This window comes from Bacillus sp. FSL W7-1085 (assembly GCF_038595035.1).
GTDB classification, from domain to species: domain Bacteria; phylum Bacillota; class Bacilli; order Bacillales; family Bacillaceae; genus Bacillus; species Bacillus altitudinis.
In genome coordinates this window covers 745,225-761,095 of the sequence record NZ_CP152000.1, presented here as the reverse complement: position 1 = coordinate 761,095, position 15,871 = coordinate 745,225, and the positions used below count along the sequence as shown (strand labels likewise).

Here is a 15,871-nt window from a genome sequence, read left to right as displayed (position 1 = left end):
TGTCCTTAGACAATGGATGAATCAATGACTTCAAGGGTCTTTTGGAGCCAGCGAACATACCCTTTTTCCCTTTCAATTGCTCTTGTCAGCACTAAATAATGCCCGAATTGTGTTGAATGCAGTGATTGGGCAGATGGGTCTTCTTCTGTTAAAACGTTCAGTTTCTGTTCAAGCATCTCTACTTTCTTTGTTCGCTCCTGCAGCTGATGTGAGAAGAGACCGGCCGCTTCTATTTGATCCATAGATGAGATAAAGAACGTTTTTAACATAAATTCATCTTTTGTTGTGTCTGGAATCGGGCCTTTTTTCCTTAACCACTCATGCAGTTCTCTTTTTCCTGCATCAGTGATTTGATAGACCTTCTTCTCTAGCTTCTTTCCTTGTATGTGAATATCAAATTCAATAAAACCCTCTTCTGTTAGCCGCTTTAATTCAGGGTATATTTGACTATGCTTCGCACTCCAAAACTGTCCAAGGGAATCTTCAAAGTGTTTCTTCATATCATATCCCGTCAGCTCACGCTGATCTAGTAAGCCAAGAATGGCATATTTCAGTACTCTCATGACATGCCTCCAACGCATATTCTTTGACAATAGTATACCATACACCCTAAAATAAACATGTAAATTGTGACATGTTTGAAACAACATCATTTTAATTGAAAGAAGGAATAAACATGGATCAATTCGTTGGACTTCATATGATTTATACGTATGAAAATGGCTGGGAATATGAGATTTACATTAAAAATGATCACACCATTGATTACCGCATTCATAGCGGAATGGTTGGAGGCCGCTGGGTTCGTGATCAAGAAGTGAATATTGTGAAACTGACAAAAGGGGTATACAAAGTTTCCTGGACGGAACCGACTGGGACAGACGTGTCTTTAAACTTTATGCCTGAGGAAAAACGCATGCATGGCGTCATTTTCTTCCCAAAATGGGTGCATGAACGTCCAGATATCACCGTTTGCTATCAAAATGACTATATCGACCTCATGAAAGAATCCCGTGAAAAATATGAAACCTATCCGAAGTATGTCGTACCAGAATTCGCAGACATTACGTACATCCACCATGCTGGGGTAAACGATGAAACGATTATCGCAGAAGCACCGTATGAAGGCATGACCGATGAGATCAGAGCTGGACGAAAATAGAAAAAGCGGCACGCACTGTGCCGCTTCTAGGGTGGTTGACAAAGGGCTAAAATGAACTTGATTTTAGTCCTTTTTATTTATACCTAACGTCTTTTGAGATAACAAGAATCGGTAAACTGGTAGTTCATCGCCTACTTTCGATGCAATAAAACCTGATGACATATAGCTGTCTTTTGATTCTGGTTCAAGGGCAAGTGACAACAAATTGGTCTCTGGCTGTGCAGTCACATATACCTTTGTTCCTTTTGGTAGCTGACGTTTCTTTTCAACGAGTCTCGTTTCAAGCTGAATATCTGTTTTGCTTGTTTCCACTCGTTTTGTCACCTCATAGGCTTGAACTGGCACTTTCATGCCAACTGGCAAAGTCACACTTTTCAGTCCTAAAGTTCTAAGTTTTCGATCTACCCCTTCATGTCCAGGGAGAATGAGATAAGCTGTTGGCCGTTCTCTTGTCAATACAGGAACCGCATCACTTGCACTATGAAAACGTACTGGGACATTGGTGGTTTGTCCTTTCTCAATATCCACCATTTCAAGTGAATCGTTCACAGGCGCCTTGAAAGCATCTTGAATGACTACTTGATCATCATCGTTTGATTGAAGACCTTTTTTCACAAGTTTCAGCCGCTCCGTCACCATTTGCTGCTTCACCTGCTTAGCATGCTTCACTGTTGTCTCAATGATTTTTTCATGAGTGGTGACTTGTGCTGCCACACGCCGAGTAAAGTCCTCTCTGCCAATTCCAATCCCCCTACTTTCTACAAGAAATGATAAAGCTGGTGAAAGCGCCAGGGCATTTCGGCCAATTCGTGCATCGGTTCCGCCTTCATAAAGGTCGATCTTTCCGTCCTTCCCTCTTGTGTTTGTATAATATAAATCGTTGGAAAATCCCTTATTCGTCAATGTTTCACGTACTCCGTTGACGTACAATTCATTTGACGTGAAACGAATGCTTTCAGGAATGTTCAAATTCTTACCGGATAATATCAGCAAATCGTGATACTTGAGAGCACCTGATGCACCGATATCTTCAAACTGCTTTTGACCGACATCATATTCATGGGCATCAATGACGACCTCGGGCGCATAGCGATTAAATTCTTGATGAAGAGCTGTCAGCTCTGGAGATTCTAATGTCATGTGGTCACGGTTGCCATCCATTCCGTTTGCAAGCCTGCGGTCAAATGCATAAGAACCATCTGGGTTGATTCTTGGGACAATGATGACGTTGACATGGCTCAGGATGCGCTCTCCTTCATCACCTGCTAGTCGTTTGGCGATGACAAGGGCAGATTCACCGGAGGCTGGTTCATTTCCGTGTATTTGTGCTTGAAGCCAGATCGTTGGCTTTTTTGACAGTGGAGAGATGTGGCGATCCTTTGTAAAATAGAGGGCTGGAATGGACCTGCCTTCAATGGATGTTCCAATCTGTTTCTGCGTGGCGTAAGGACTTTTACTGACAATGTCACGTAAAAAATCTTGAAGCTCTTCTTGTGTGGTAAATGCTTTTCCTTTTTTCTGAAAAGCAGGGGTATCAAACGTTTCGTCAGGCTCAGGATACAGTTTTTGAACCGAGGCTGGCTGCTCATAGCTTTTTCCATAATAAGGGGTCTCTGCATTCGCTGAAGCTGGGGTCACCATCGACAAACTTCCTGCCATGAGGCATACAGCAGCAAAAAGAATGGTACTTTTCTGTTTGGACATGCTATCCTCTCCCTTCGTTGATTTGCATTATAAAGAAAAAAACAGCAAAAGTGTCAGCATTTTTCAAAAATATATCTTTTGGAGGAATCATGCATGTCTTTATATAGGGCAAATGAATGGAGCTTGCCCTGCAATAGGACCTAAAAAAGAGCGCCTGCATGAGCAGCAGACACTCTTCTCATTACCAGATCGAAATGGCCCCAATGAGAACCGCCATCACTGTCATGGCGACGACTGCAAGAACCGCCCATTTCATGCCAAATTTCTGATGCTGATCTAGTGATACCCCAACGAGTCCAACAAGTAAATGAGTCGATGGAACAAGTGGGCTTAACATATGAATCGGCTGACCAATGATAGATGCCCTCGCAATCTCAATTTTATCGACACCGTATGCTGCCGCTGTTTCTGATAGGATCGGCAGTACCCCATAAAAGTATGCATCATTCGGCATAAAGAAAGTGAAGATCCCGCTTGTTAGCGCGACAATGACTGGAATAAACCCGCCAAGCTGCTCTGGAATAGCTGAAACAATCGAAATCGCCATTTCATCAACCATTTTCGTCCCAGTTAAGATGCCTGTAAAAACACCTGCCGCAAAAATCATCGAAGCAATCGCCAAAACATTTGTTGAATGAGCCGCAATCCGCTCACGCTGCTGCTCTAAATTCGGATAGTTCACGATAATGGCGACACAGAAGGCAAGAACAAACAGAACCGTTAAGCTTACTTTTCCTGACACAAGCAAGAGAACCAATAGCAAAGTCAGTGTCAGGTTAAACCACCAAAGTTTCGGTCGCTTAATATCATCTTGCAGTGCCGCTGCCATTTCATTGGCATGAATCGGCTGTTCGAGCTCAATAACACCAAGACGTTTTCTTTCAGACTTCCCAAGAAAGTATGCCACCACAATCATGCTCAAAACCCCTGCGCCAATGACTGGAATCATCGGGCCAAATAAAAGTGATGGATCAACGCCAAGTGCACTTGCCGCTCTAGGTGTTGCCCCTCCCCATGGAATCGTATTCATAATCCCCATGCCGACTCCGGCTATACCCGCTAAAATAATCGGACGAATGCCAAGCAGTGTAAATAACGGAAGCATGGCTGTTGTTGTAATCATGTACGTTGTGGTTCCATCACCGTCAAGTGCGACAAGCATCGTCAGGACAGCTGTTCCGACAACAATTTTTAATGGATCGCCTTTGACGATGTTTAAAATTTTTGCCACCATCGGATCAAATAAACCTGCATCAATCATAATCCCGAAGTACAAAATGGCAAACATGATCATGACCGCCGTTGGTGCAACTTGCTGTACACCTTTGACAATCATGTCTGAAATTTCTGTAAAATGAAAACCTGCAATAAGAGCAAATGCAATCGGTGTTAATACCAATGCCGTTAGAACAGACATACGTTTCGTCATAATTAAAACCATAAATACAACCATCATAAGAAATCCTAAGATCGCTAACATTTTGTTCACCCCTTATGTTGTATACGCTTTCATTAAATGTTGGTATCCCATTTCCAACCCTTTCTGTCATGATATCTGACGCCTGAATTGAAGTAAATATTATGAATTTTAATTCTTTTTTGGTCGATAAATGCTTTTTGTTCATTTTGTGCAATTGTTGTTCTTTGTTGGTTCCATAAAAAAAAGCGGTCTCATTTGACCGCTTGTTCTCCTTGTATAAATTGCTCATATCGCCTTAATTGATCTTCCATAAAGACCTTTGCTTCTTTACTGTTCATATAACGGCTTGTCCAGCCTTTTTGTTTTAACTGCTTTTTCCATAACTTCGTTTGCGTCATTTTTTGAAGAAGCTGATCCCATGCTCGAATGTCGTGCTGATTCATTTGCTTTGGTCCCATCACACCACGCCAATGAGAGAAAATGAGCGGAATCCCCTGTTCTTTCCAAGTGGGCACGTCTTTGAATCCTTCTAAACGCTGATTCGTTGTGGTCGCAACAAGCTTCAGCCTTTTCTTTTCATAATCATGACGAACCTCTGTAATGGTCGTGGTTGCCGCATCTACCTCATGGTCAATGAGTGCTTGAAATAAATCATCTGCACTGTCAAATTTTAAAAACTGAATGCGGTACGGATCAATTCCTGCCATTTCGGCAGCCCGTGCGAATGAGATTTGATCATCATTTCCAAAGTCCGGGGCAAACCCAATTTTTAAGGAATCTGGTTTCTTTTTTAATTCGTGTAATAGCTCCTTTCCATTTGAGAAAGGAGAATCAACTGGCACTGCGACTACCTGCCACTCTTCCGCAAGAATAGCAAGCGGGGTGACATCATTCATGGTCACGTTACTGCTGCCCAGCAAATTACGGCTTAATAATAAGCTTGAATTTAAACTAATATAATTGGCATCTCGCTCCATCATATAGGTCCATCCTTTATCAACCGTTCCGCCTCTTTGATAAAGAATATGCACAGGCTCTTCCACTAGCTTTTCTTGTTCTAGCACGGTTTTCATCACTTGAGCTGTTTGGTCAAATCCGCCATCAGGTACACCTGATACCACAATATATAATGGGCTGTGCTCCAGGAAAGAATCTTTTGCTGTTTTTTCATTAAAGGTGAGCGTTGTACAAAGGCAGACCAAAATGAGTAAGAGTATTCCTTTTTTCATTTTTATGACTCCGTTTGTTTTTTGGCGGGATAATATTTTCGTTCTGGTCTACCGATGATTCCATACGCCAGCTCTGCCCGGCATTCTCCCGTTGTCACAAGATACTCTACGTATCGTCTTGCTGTTGTGCGTGATGCGCCCATTTTTTCTCCGAGTTCTTCCGCTGTAATTCCGTTCATCTCTGCTGCCATGAATGTTTTCACTTTGTCCAAAGTCAGTGAATTAATGCCTGTTGGCAAGTCTCGCTCATCCTTTTGCTGCGATTCTTCCTGTATTTGACCAAAAAACAGATCAATCATCGTTTGATTGACTTCCTCTTTTGAATTGATTAACTCTCTCTTCTCTTTATATTCGGTTAAAACCTGCGTGAATTTTTGGGCGGTCACTGGTTTGATTAAATAATGAACGACTCCATAATGCAATGCGTCTCTTAACAGCATCGTTTCCGTTGCAGCCGTGATAATGATCACATCCACTTCAGGATGGCGCTCTCTTAACAGCGGCAAAAGGTTCGTGCCGAGCTCATCAGGCATGTAGACATCAAGTAAAATGAGATCCACTTGTTCTTTTTGAAGTGCCTCCCACAGATCCTTTGCACTCTTTGCCTTGCCGGCCACTTGAAAGCCTTGTACCTTTTGTATATAAGATTCATGAATCGCAGCGATTCGAAAATCATCTTCCGCAATGAGTACCTTTATCACAACCTATTCCCCCTTTGTGCCTTTCGGTATGTAAACAGTGAAGATGGCACCGCCTTCTTTTTGGTTCGCAACTTCAATCCAGCCCCCAAGTTCATCTAGCACTTCTTTGACATTGGCAAGTCCATAACCTCGCCCTTCTCCCTTTGATGAATGTCCTCTTGTGAAAAGTTGTGAAATGGCTCCTTCATCTACACCGTCCCCTGAATCAGATACCTCTATGATAATATCAAATCCAATATCTGTGATGAACAAGCTGACTTCTCTTTTCTCTTTATTCAATACAGCCTCAAACGCATTGTCTACGAGATTGCCAATGATGGTAATAAAGTGAGATAAACTTAAATGGGCTGGGAGCGGCTCCAATGAACTATTTTCATCAATGTGAAAATGAACCTTTTTCTCAGATGCCTTTCCTAACTTCCCAAGTAAAATGGCTTGAATCTTCGGAGAGCGAATTTGCTTCATGAGTAAGTCATGCTGGCGATTTTGAAGTGTATACTCTTCTTTAATTAACTCAATGGCTTCATCCACTTGTTTCAACTCAAGCAAGCCTAAAATAGCGTACAGCTTATTCGAAAATTCGTGTGTTTGTGCTCTCAAGTCTTCTGAATATTGACTGACCTCTGTCAATGTATCCAGCAGCTTTGTCAGCTCGGTTTTCTCCCTGAAGCTCACAATCCCTCCAAATACTCGATTGTCCTGCACCACTTTTTTGACATTTAGCACGAAGGTTTTATCATTGACGATTGATTCTATGTTAGGTTCAATCATCTCTACCTTTAGATAGGAAAGAAGATTGGCATTTGGCAACACTTGATCAATATGAAGAGGCAGCGTTGAAGAGACGCGCAGCATCTGTTCAGCTGACGTATTCATCATCGTAATGGCACCTTTACGGTCAAATGCAATGATTCCCTCTTTAATCGCATGCAGCATCGCTTCTCTTTCTCGATATAATGAAGCAATTTCATGCGGTTCAAGCCCTAATATATCTTTTCGAATACTCCTTGTTAAAAAAATCGCTCCAAAAACCCCAGGCAAGAGCACAAGAAGGGCAATATAACTTAATTTGAAGAGTTGATGAGCTGTCGCTTGGTCGATATCTCTTTTTAAAAATTCGACACTGACTGTCCCAATAATCTCTTCATAACTGCCAGTTTCTTTCATGATCGGAGCACTTCCTCTGACAACGGTTTCACCATCAGAATCACCCGTTGATATGGAAGTTCCTCCAAATAGCAGTGTACTTCTTCCTTCCGACACACTGATGGTTTTCCCTACATCCTCATGATTCGTATGAAAAAGAACCTTTCCTTTTTGATTGGTGATAAAAATGGCATGCGCTCCTACTTGCTCTTTCATTTGCTCAAGCACAGCCTGTTCTTCATTTTGCGAATCTCCCGTGGCCACCGATGTTTTAATGGGCGGCATATAAGATATCGTTCTAGCAGTTTGCACCGCCAGCTGTTCAGCTTGGCTCTGCCTTTCTGATGTCTGCAAAAAACCAAAACAAATGGTCAATAAGGCAATAACAACAAGTAAAAGACCAATAATTAACCCCAAAATTTTTGTTTGTAAAGTGACTTTCCTTTTGTCCATCCTCACCGCCACAACCCCTAATTCAGTAGATTCACCCGAATAGACTCTAAGAAAATCATATCATTTTTTCTCATGAAGTTAAGAGAAAATTCACACAGACAAAAAAGGATGACTCAGTATTGAGTCATCCCTGTGTGCCTATTACGTGATGGATAAACCAGCACTTGCATAGCCTGCTACGGTATTCACTAAGGAAAGACCTGTAGCTGATGCCGAGAATACGACAAGTAATCTTGTTTGCGGTGTGACCGGTACATTCAGACCTGTAGCGATACCGTTTGTAATAGCCCCTAGCGTTAAAATCCCGGTTAACGCTGGAGCCAATGTGACGCTCGCTACTTGTGTGAAGCTGTTATCTGGTGTTGGTGAAGCAAACAGACTAGCAGTTACAGTAATACTCGTGCCAACTAAAGAAAGGGCTGCAGTCGTGCTAAAATAGCCGGCAAATGACGTAATGGTTCCAGCTCTTGGAACGGAGAATGCCATGTTCAACAATGTGCCTGCTGCTCCGGTTAAATCAATGATTCCGCCTACAATACTGACACCTGTCGCCGAGTTACCGAATCCGACCAAGCTAGATGTTCCAACTAGACCGCCTGCGATTGTGGTTAAAACAGCTGGCGTACCAGATGCAAATGGAATAATCGCACTTGATCCTGTCGCACCTGTGGCGCCTGTTGCACCGGTTGCTCCCGTGGCACCTGTTCCTGTAGCCCCTGTTGCACCCGTATCTCCCGTTGCACCTGTAGCTCCGGTTACACCTGTGGCTCCGGTTACTCCAGTATCTCCCGTTACACCTGTGGCTCCGGTTACTCCGGTCGCTCCCGTATCTCCTGTTGCACCTGTAGCTCCGGTTACTCCGGTCGCTCCCGTATCTCCCGTTGCACCCGTGGCTCCGGTTACTCCGGTCGCTCCCGTATCTCCCGTTACACCTGTGGCTCCGGTTACTCCGGTCGCTCCTGTATCACCCGTTGCACCCGTGGCTCCGGTTACTCCGGTCGCTCCTGTATCTCCCGTGGCGCCTGTCACACCTGCGGCTGCCAATAACGTATAATCTGGAGACGTATCTGGTGTGCCAGTTGGTGGCGCTGTATTTACGATATAAGTTCCACCTTCATATGTCACCACTTGACCTACTGGATAGGTTGGAGCTGTTGCTGGGTCAAATGCCAAAATACCAGCTAACCCTACTCCGGTTGCCCCGGTATCTCCCGTTGCTCCTGTGGCTCCGGTTACTCCAGTCGCTCCCGTATCTCCTGTTGCACCTGTGGCTCCGGTTACTCCGGTCGCTCCCGTATCTCCCGTTACACCTGTAGCTCCGGTTACTCCAGTCGCTCCCGTATCTCCTGTTGCACCTGTAGCTCCGGTTCCGGTCGCTCCCGTATCTCCTGTGGCTCCTGTGGCTCCGGTTACTCCAGTCGCTCCCGTATCTCCTGTTGCTCCTGTAGCTCCGGTTACTCCGGTCGCTCCCGTATCTCCTGTGGCTCCTGTGGCTCCGGTTACTCCAGTCGCTCCCGTATCTCCTGTTGCTCCTGTGGCTCCGGTTACTCCAGTCGCTCCCGTATCTCCTGTTGCACCTGTGGCTCCGGTTATTCCAGTCGCTCCCGTATCTCCCGTTGCACCTGTCGCTCCGGTTACTCCGGTCACTCCCGTATCTCCCGTTGCACCTGTGGCTCCGGTTACTCCAGTCGCTCCCGTATCTCCTGTTGCTCCTGTGGCTCCGGTTACTCCAGTCGCTCCCGTATCTCCTGTTGCTCCTGTGGCTCCGGTCGCTCCTGTTCCTGTTGCTCCGGTTGCACCCGTATCTCCTGTGGCTCCTGTGGCTCCGGTTACTCCAGTCGCTCCCGTATCTCCTGTGGCTCCGGTTATTCCAGTCGCTCCCGTATCTCCCGTTGCACCTGTCGCTCCGGTTACTCCGGTCACTCCCGTATCTCCCGTTGCACCTGTGGCTCCGGTTACTCCAGTCGCTCCCGTATCTCCTGTTGCTCCTGTGGCTCCGGTTACTCCAGTCGCTCCCGTATCTCCTGTTGCTCCTGTGGCTCCGGTCGCTCCTGTTCCTGTTGCTCCGGTTGCACCCGTATCTCCGGTGGCTCCGGTCGCTCCGGTAGCACCTGTATCTCCTGTGGCTCCGGTCGCTCCGGTTGCGCCTGTATCTCCAGTAGCGCCGGTCGCTCCTGTTCCTGTTGCTCCTGTGGCACCCGTCGCTCCGGTGGCTCCGGTCGCTCCAGTTGCACCTGTATCTCCGGTGGCTCCGGTCGCTCCTGTTCCTGTTGCTCCTGTGGCACCCGTCGCTCCGGTGGCTCCGGTCGCTCCAGTTGCACCTGTATCTCCGGTGGCTCCGGTCGCTCCTGTTCCTGTTGCTCCTGTGGCACCCGTCGCTCCGGTGGCTCCGGTCGCTCCAGTTGCACCAGTTGCACCTGTATCTCCGGTGGCTCCGGTCGCTCCTGTTCCTGTTGCTCCCGTTGCGCCCGTATCTCCTGTTGCTCCGGTCGCTCCGGTTGCGCCTGTATCTCCGGTGGCTCCGGTCGCTCCTGTTCCTGTTGCTCCCGTGGCACCCGTGGCGCCCGTATCTCCCGCAGCTGCTAACAATGTATAATCTGGAGACGTACCTGGCGTACCTGTTGGTGAAGCTGTATTCACCACATACGTACTTCCATCAAATGTCACCACTTGACCTACTGGATAGGATGGGGCATCCGCTGGATCAAATGCTACGATACCAGTTAAGCCTACACCGGTTGCGCCGGTTGCTCCCGTGGCGCCCGTTGCTCCTGCTGGACCCGCTGGGCCTACTGGACCCACTGGACCCGCCGGACCTGCTGGGCCTCTCCTTCCTCTTCCCCCTGGCGGTCCTTGAATGACACACACACAAGGATCTTTTCCGCAGCATGGATTTTTTACTGGTTTCCTTGGTTTGTCTGATTTACCTTTCTTACAACTATCACATTCCCAGCCATCATCCTTATACGCATCATACCAGCTTCCTTTTTGGTAGTGGTCTGTCGAATGAGTTGGGTATATCTTTCCGCATTGTCTACATTTTCTCATAGAATCACCCCCATCCATCGTATTCATCATGATCGATAAAGGTGTATGTACAATTTTATTTTTATCAAAAAATTTGAAAGGTCTTGCACTCTACGTGCAAGGACCTCTTTCCATCGTTAAAATGTCATCGTCATTTTTAAATCTTTTCCTACCATACTATATTCAATATCCGCTGGACGGATCGCCTTTTTTAGTTTTTTCACACCTTCTCCTTCAAAAAAAGTAGGTGCATCTTTCCCTCCGATTAATAAAGGTGCCATATAGATAACAGCTTCGTTCACAAGGGATGCTTCTAAAAATGACGCACTCACACTGCCCCCTGCCTCTACAAGCACTGACATCACAGAGCGCTTCTTCAACATGTGTAACACATCCTGAAGATCTGTCCGGTGTTCTCCGCTTGTGACAAATACTTGATGACCTTTTTGTATCAACTGTTGATACTTTTGATGATCATAATTTTGTGATGTACAAATTATGGTTTCTGCCCTATGATCTGTTAAGCATTTGGCATGAAGCGGTATCCTTAATGTTGAATCTAAAATGACACGAATGGGCTGATGGTTGAATGAATCCTTTACAATTAAGCCGGCATCATCTTGAATAATCGTTTCCACTCCTGTCAGCACCGCATCTACTTCTTGACGTAAGCGCTGCACTTCTGTTCTCGCTTCTATTCCAGTGATCCATTTGCTTTCTTGATCAGCCGTGGCAATTTTCCCATCTATCGAAATAGCTGATTTTAAAATGACATAAGGAAGGTTTGTTTGCATCAAATGAAAAAAAGGCGCATTTAAACGATCTGCTTCCTGTTTACATATACCTTGCTCCACTTCAATTCCAGCCTTTTTCAAAAAGGCAATTCCTTTACCTGCAACAACCGGATTCGTATCTTGGGTGGCAATCAACACTTTCTTCACACCACTTTTAATGATCGCTTCGGTGCAAGGGCCTGTTTTTCCGTGATGTGTACAAGGTTCGAGTGTCACATACATGTCAGCTCCCTTCGCCTTTTCTCCTGCCATTTGCAGCGCATGAATTTCAGCATGAGGCTCGCCCGCCTTCATGTGCGCACCAATCCCAACGATTTCACCGCTCTGAACAATCACTGCACCAACAAGCGGATTGGGTGAGGTTTGTCCTTTCATCGCCTTCGCGTTGGCAATCGCCAGCTTCATATAAAAAACATCGTCTTTCATCTCGGGCTCCTTTCTTCTCTCAAGGGAAAGAACTCCTTCAGAAAATGAAGGAGTTCTATTCTCATGTGCTATACTTTCTCAAGCCGTTTCTTTTCAGATCGATCATAGTAAGGCAAGGAATAAAACAGTTTATATGATGCTCGTTGTTTACAAAAACAGCATTTGCGACATTCATATTTATTAATGAGGAGCACATGCGGACAATTGAGTACAGTCAGACCTTTTTTCATATGTTCCTTGCAAACACTTATCATGAGAATCCCCCGCTTACATTCTTTTTCTTAATGAGAGATTACTTCTTTCGGAAATTGTTCAAATAAGCGCAGTACTTCCGTATGTGTGCCATCTTCTCGAATATGATAAATACCACCGTCATATGAGCTTGCATACACATCATTTCCTAGTTGTCTAATGGCACTAATACCATTCTTAGCAATTCGAATCGGACCTGTATTGACATCTAGCTCTGGATTCCATACCACAATATATCCCCAATAGTCTCCGCTCACAATATAGCCAGAGTCTGTCACAGTGATGGATTTAATGGAATATTGATGCTCGTTGTGCTGATTTAAAATTCTGCCTGTATGCAAATCAAACAATCGGACGTTTTTATCACGGCTGACAATGGCAATACGATCTCTTTTGCTATCAATAAATACATCATTTAACAGCTCTGTCGCCCCGATATATTCTGCTGTTAAGGACAAACTCTTTTTATCGAGAAGACAGATGGTTCCTTCAACTGCCGCTGTGATGATATGATCTCCTTCTACCTTTAATGCTTTGACCGCGCAATCATGTGCTTTAGAACGGCCGATTTCCTTTAAGTGTTCAGTCGAAATGACATGCACATAACCGCCATAAGTGCCAATATAAAATTGACGATCCTCCTCATGGAAATACACACTATTGACAGGACCTGTGTTGAGATCAAAAGAGACCATTTGCTGCAATGACTCGTGTACAATATGCACCTGACTCGCATGATCGCCCCATGCATAATAGCTTCCATCCCGTGCAACAGCCACTCCATTTGTGAGAACACCTGTTGATTTTGCGATTTCGATTCCATTCTTTCTGAATTTTCCGTCATCTGATGCAGTGATAATATCACCCGCTTCAGTCAACGCAATATCATTAATAGAAGGTGTCGCCAATTCCTGCTCATCAGAGATCACTTTTCCTTCTTGAATTGACCATTCACAATACGTTTTCCCAAAGCTGGCTCCTAAAATGGCTTGCTCGTCTTCTGTCCAAACAAGCGAGCGCTCCCATTGATATTTATGAGGCAGCAGCGTATCAATTAAATCACCGGTTTCATAATTCCACAGCTTAATTAAATGGTCATAACCCGCTGTAAGCAAGTAGTTACCGCTCGGAGAAAAATTCACACGTTTCACACCTTGTAAATGAGCTTTAATGATTTTTTTCTCCTGTAATGTAGCGGCATCATAAATGATGACCGTGCCATCGTCTCTACCAAGGGCGAATACTTCTTTTTGATTGCTGCCGCTGATGGTATCCAGCTCATAATCAAACGGGCCAATTTCACCTACAATTTCTCCTGTTTCATAGAGCCATACAAGGACATAGCCATCGTCACCAGTTGTATAAGCTTTATCCTCATGAATCCATACAGCTAATACATCCTTGCTATGTCCATGAAATTCTCTTAAAATCGCTCCCGTTTCAATATCCCAAACTAAGCATCTTCTGTCTCTGGACACCGATACAAGAAGCGTATCCTGCTTTGCAAATGCGACAGCTTCCACGTCATCCGCATGACCATATAGCGTACGAATTCTTGTATGTGTGCTAGTATCATATAATTGAATGGTATAGTCTGACGATGCACTCGCTAAATACGTTCCATTTTCCGAAAGGGATAAAGAGTTGATGATATGCTCGTGACTGCCAAGGAATGTTCCTTCTCCCGTGGCACGGTCCCATTTATAAATACAGCGGTCATAGCCACCTGTGTAGACAATTTGGTCATGCTGAGTTGATAAAACGGATGTAATCGGTCCTCTATGCATGGTTTTACACTCCCACCTTTATATGTTGTTTTTGACGAGTAACTACACGAAAACCAGTAAATCGAAAAACAGGGTCTGGGTGTTTCCCGTGTCTTCTTGCGACTCTGCATAAATCTCCGCCTCTTGCGAAGGAGCCACCTTTTAAAATGTAGTAATCACTGCCGAGTGTCTCGGTTAAATCATCTACAACCTCAATTCCGCCTTCATATATGTGATACTTGGTGTTGACCCATTCTTCGACATTGCCACCCATATCATATAGTCCAAATAGAGATCTTCCTTTTTCGTAATGACGGACAGGTGTCGTTTTTTCAATATTTGATTCGTGCGTATTACAGTAAGAGGGATCAAACTCATCTCCCCAAGGATATTGATGTCTCGTATTGCCCCTGGCAGCATATTCCCATTCTTCCTCGGTAGGGATCGATACCTCATATCCAAGCTTCCCGCTCAGCCACTGACAAAATGAGAAAGCTTCCTCGATGTCCATGCCCCAAGCAGGATGGTCTTTTCCCCCGCCAAGTTCTAGGTTCGTCAAGCTCTCTGAATAAGGCTTTCCTGTCTCGTCGCAATAGCTTTGATACCATTCATTGGTGACGACCGTATCTGAAATGAAAAATTCGCTCATATACGGCTGATAAGATGGAAATTCTTTGTACAGCCATTTTTGAAATTTTTTCTCACGGCCATAGGCTGGATTCAGAAGTTTGTCCTTCCAAAATTCTGATGCCTTTTTCATATCTTCTTCATTACTTCCAATCGTCGCATAGCCGCTTGGGATTTGAATCCAATTGATATCAGGTTTCACGCTTTTCTCCCGCCTTCTTTAAATAAACTCATCTACTGATTAATTAATTTCTTCTCATCGACCATATGCCCTGATGCTGCTTTTGCCTTTAAATACGCCTCATTATAGAGAGAGGCTTCTACCGTATGATCAAACCGTAAAACCGGAAGACCGTAAGCAGCAATGGAATCGACTTTATCTGGATTATTGGTTAAGAGATGCAATGGTTTCCCTTTGTTTAAATAGTGCAAGACAGCCGCTGCTTCCTCGTAATGCCGATCATCATCTCCGCATCCGATCAACCTGTTCGCCTCAAATGTATCCAGTTTCATTTCCTGTAATTTATACGTGAAGGCTTTGGCCATTAACCCAATAGAGCGCCCTTCTTGATTGGCCATATACACAAGCATGCCTTTTCCGTAATCGGTGATTTTTTTTAGCGATGATGCAAGCTGTGGACCGCAATCACATTTCAGTGACCCAAACACATCCCCTGTTTGGCAGACACTATGAATTCGCACAAGCGGTGGCACTTCATTTTCAAAGTCGCCAAAAAGGAGACAAGAGGAAAATGTTTGCTGCTCGGTACTCATTTGTACAATAGACTCAACCGTTGGCGTTGTATCAGCTTCTACAGACGCAAAGGCATACCATGTAAACTGCACTTCTTCATGTTCAATAGAGATCGGCAGGTTCACTGGCCCCACGAGCAAATAGTGTTTTTCTTGAAATGTAAAATGATGAATCATTGATTGTAGTTCAGCTACAAACTTGTTCATTTGTCTCCCCCTATTCATCACTGCACCCCATTGAACTCTCTCAGCGCAGTGATGGCGTGATGAATATGTGTATGCACTCCCTTTGCATCCTGAGCACCGGTTCCAGCTAGAATCATGGCTCAGGAGAAATTTCCTGTCATACTGGCTGAATAGATGTGCGATGCCAATCATCCATCAGTACCTTTCATAAAGACTCTTTTTAGA

Annotated in this window: 12 protein-coding genes; 1 reads left to right on the top strand and 11 read right to left on the bottom strand. The window is 44.8% G+C overall.

What is annotated here, in order from left to right; genetic code table 11:
* Positions 1-5: 5 nt before the first annotated feature.
* On the bottom strand, positions 6-563 hold the full coding sequence (locus tag MKY11_RS03735; RefSeq protein ID WP_135226995.1) for a PadR family transcriptional regulator: 558 nt from the start codon (positions 561-563) through the stop codon (positions 6-8).
* 113 nt (positions 564-676) lie between these two features.
* Here MKY11_RS03735 and MKY11_RS03730 point away from each other — a divergent pair, with 113 nt between their 5' ends.
* A complete protein-coding gene (locus MKY11_RS03730) occupies positions 677-1,162 on the top strand; it encodes a phenolic acid decarboxylase (protein ID WP_008341777.1) in 486 nt (161 codons plus the stop codon).
* Positions 1,163-1,225: 63 nt separating this feature from the next.
* Here the strand turns inward: MKY11_RS03730 and MKY11_RS03725 are convergent, their stop codons facing one another.
* From MKY11_RS03725 to MKY11_RS03680, 10 genes are all read right to left on the bottom strand, one after another.
* On the bottom strand, positions 1,226-2,866 hold the full coding sequence (locus MKY11_RS03725) for a M14 family metallocarboxypeptidase (protein ID WP_135010350.1): 1,641 nt from the start codon (positions 2,864-2,866) through the stop codon (positions 1,226-1,228).
* 181 nt (positions 2,867-3,047) lie between these two features.
* A complete protein-coding gene (locus MKY11_RS03720) occupies positions 3,048-4,346 on the bottom strand; it encodes a citrate:proton symporter (RefSeq protein WP_024719341.1) in 1,299 nt (432 codons plus the stop codon).
* Between the two features lie 191 nt (positions 4,347-4,537).
* Entirely contained in the window at positions 4,538-5,515 is a 978-nt protein-coding gene (locus tag MKY11_RS03715) for a tripartite tricarboxylate transporter substrate-binding protein (protein WP_342501867.1), read from the bottom strand.
* Between the two features lie 2 nt (positions 5,516-5,517).
* A complete protein-coding gene (locus tag MKY11_RS03710) occupies positions 5,518-6,216 on the bottom strand; it encodes a response regulator (RefSeq protein ID WP_025206910.1) in 699 nt (232 codons plus the stop codon).
* Between the two features lie 3 nt (positions 6,217-6,219).
* The gene (locus MKY11_RS03705; protein WP_342501866.1) at positions 6,220-7,815 is read right to left on the bottom strand and encodes a sensor histidine kinase; all 1,596 of its coding nucleotides are present in this window, start codon (positions 7,813-7,815) and stop codon (positions 6,220-6,222) included.
* A 141-nt stretch (positions 7,816-7,956) separates the two neighbouring features.
* Complete coding sequence (locus MKY11_RS03700) at positions 7,957-10,863, bottom strand: exosporium glycoprotein BclB-related protein (protein WP_342501865.1); 2,907 nt, start codon at positions 10,861-10,863, stop codon at positions 7,957-7,959.
* Positions 10,864-10,979: 116 nt separating this feature from the next.
* Positions 10,980-12,062: a bifunctional diaminohydroxyphosphoribosylaminopyrimidine deaminase/5-amino-6-(5-phosphoribosylamino)uracil reductase RibD gene (gene ribD, locus MKY11_RS03695; protein ID WP_342501864.1), complete on the bottom strand. Its 1,083-nt coding sequence runs from the start codon at positions 12,060-12,062 to the stop codon at positions 10,980-10,982.
* A 281-nt stretch (positions 12,063-12,343) separates the two neighbouring features.
* A complete protein-coding gene (locus MKY11_RS03690) occupies positions 12,344-14,101 on the bottom strand; it encodes a WD40 repeat domain-containing protein (protein ID WP_342501863.1) in 1,758 nt (585 codons plus the stop codon).
* Positions 14,102-14,105: 4 nt separating this feature from the next.
* Positions 14,106-14,909, bottom strand: coding sequence for an SUMF1/EgtB/PvdO family nonheme iron enzyme (locus MKY11_RS03685; RefSeq protein WP_342501862.1), 804 nt, complete (start codon positions 14,907-14,909; stop codon positions 14,106-14,108).
* Between the two features lie 32 nt (positions 14,910-14,941).
* Positions 14,942-15,667, bottom strand: coding sequence for a GTP cyclohydrolase II (locus tag MKY11_RS03680; RefSeq protein WP_017360404.1), 726 nt, complete (start codon positions 15,665-15,667; stop codon positions 14,942-14,944).
* Between the last annotated feature and the right edge of the window lie 204 nt (positions 15,668-15,871).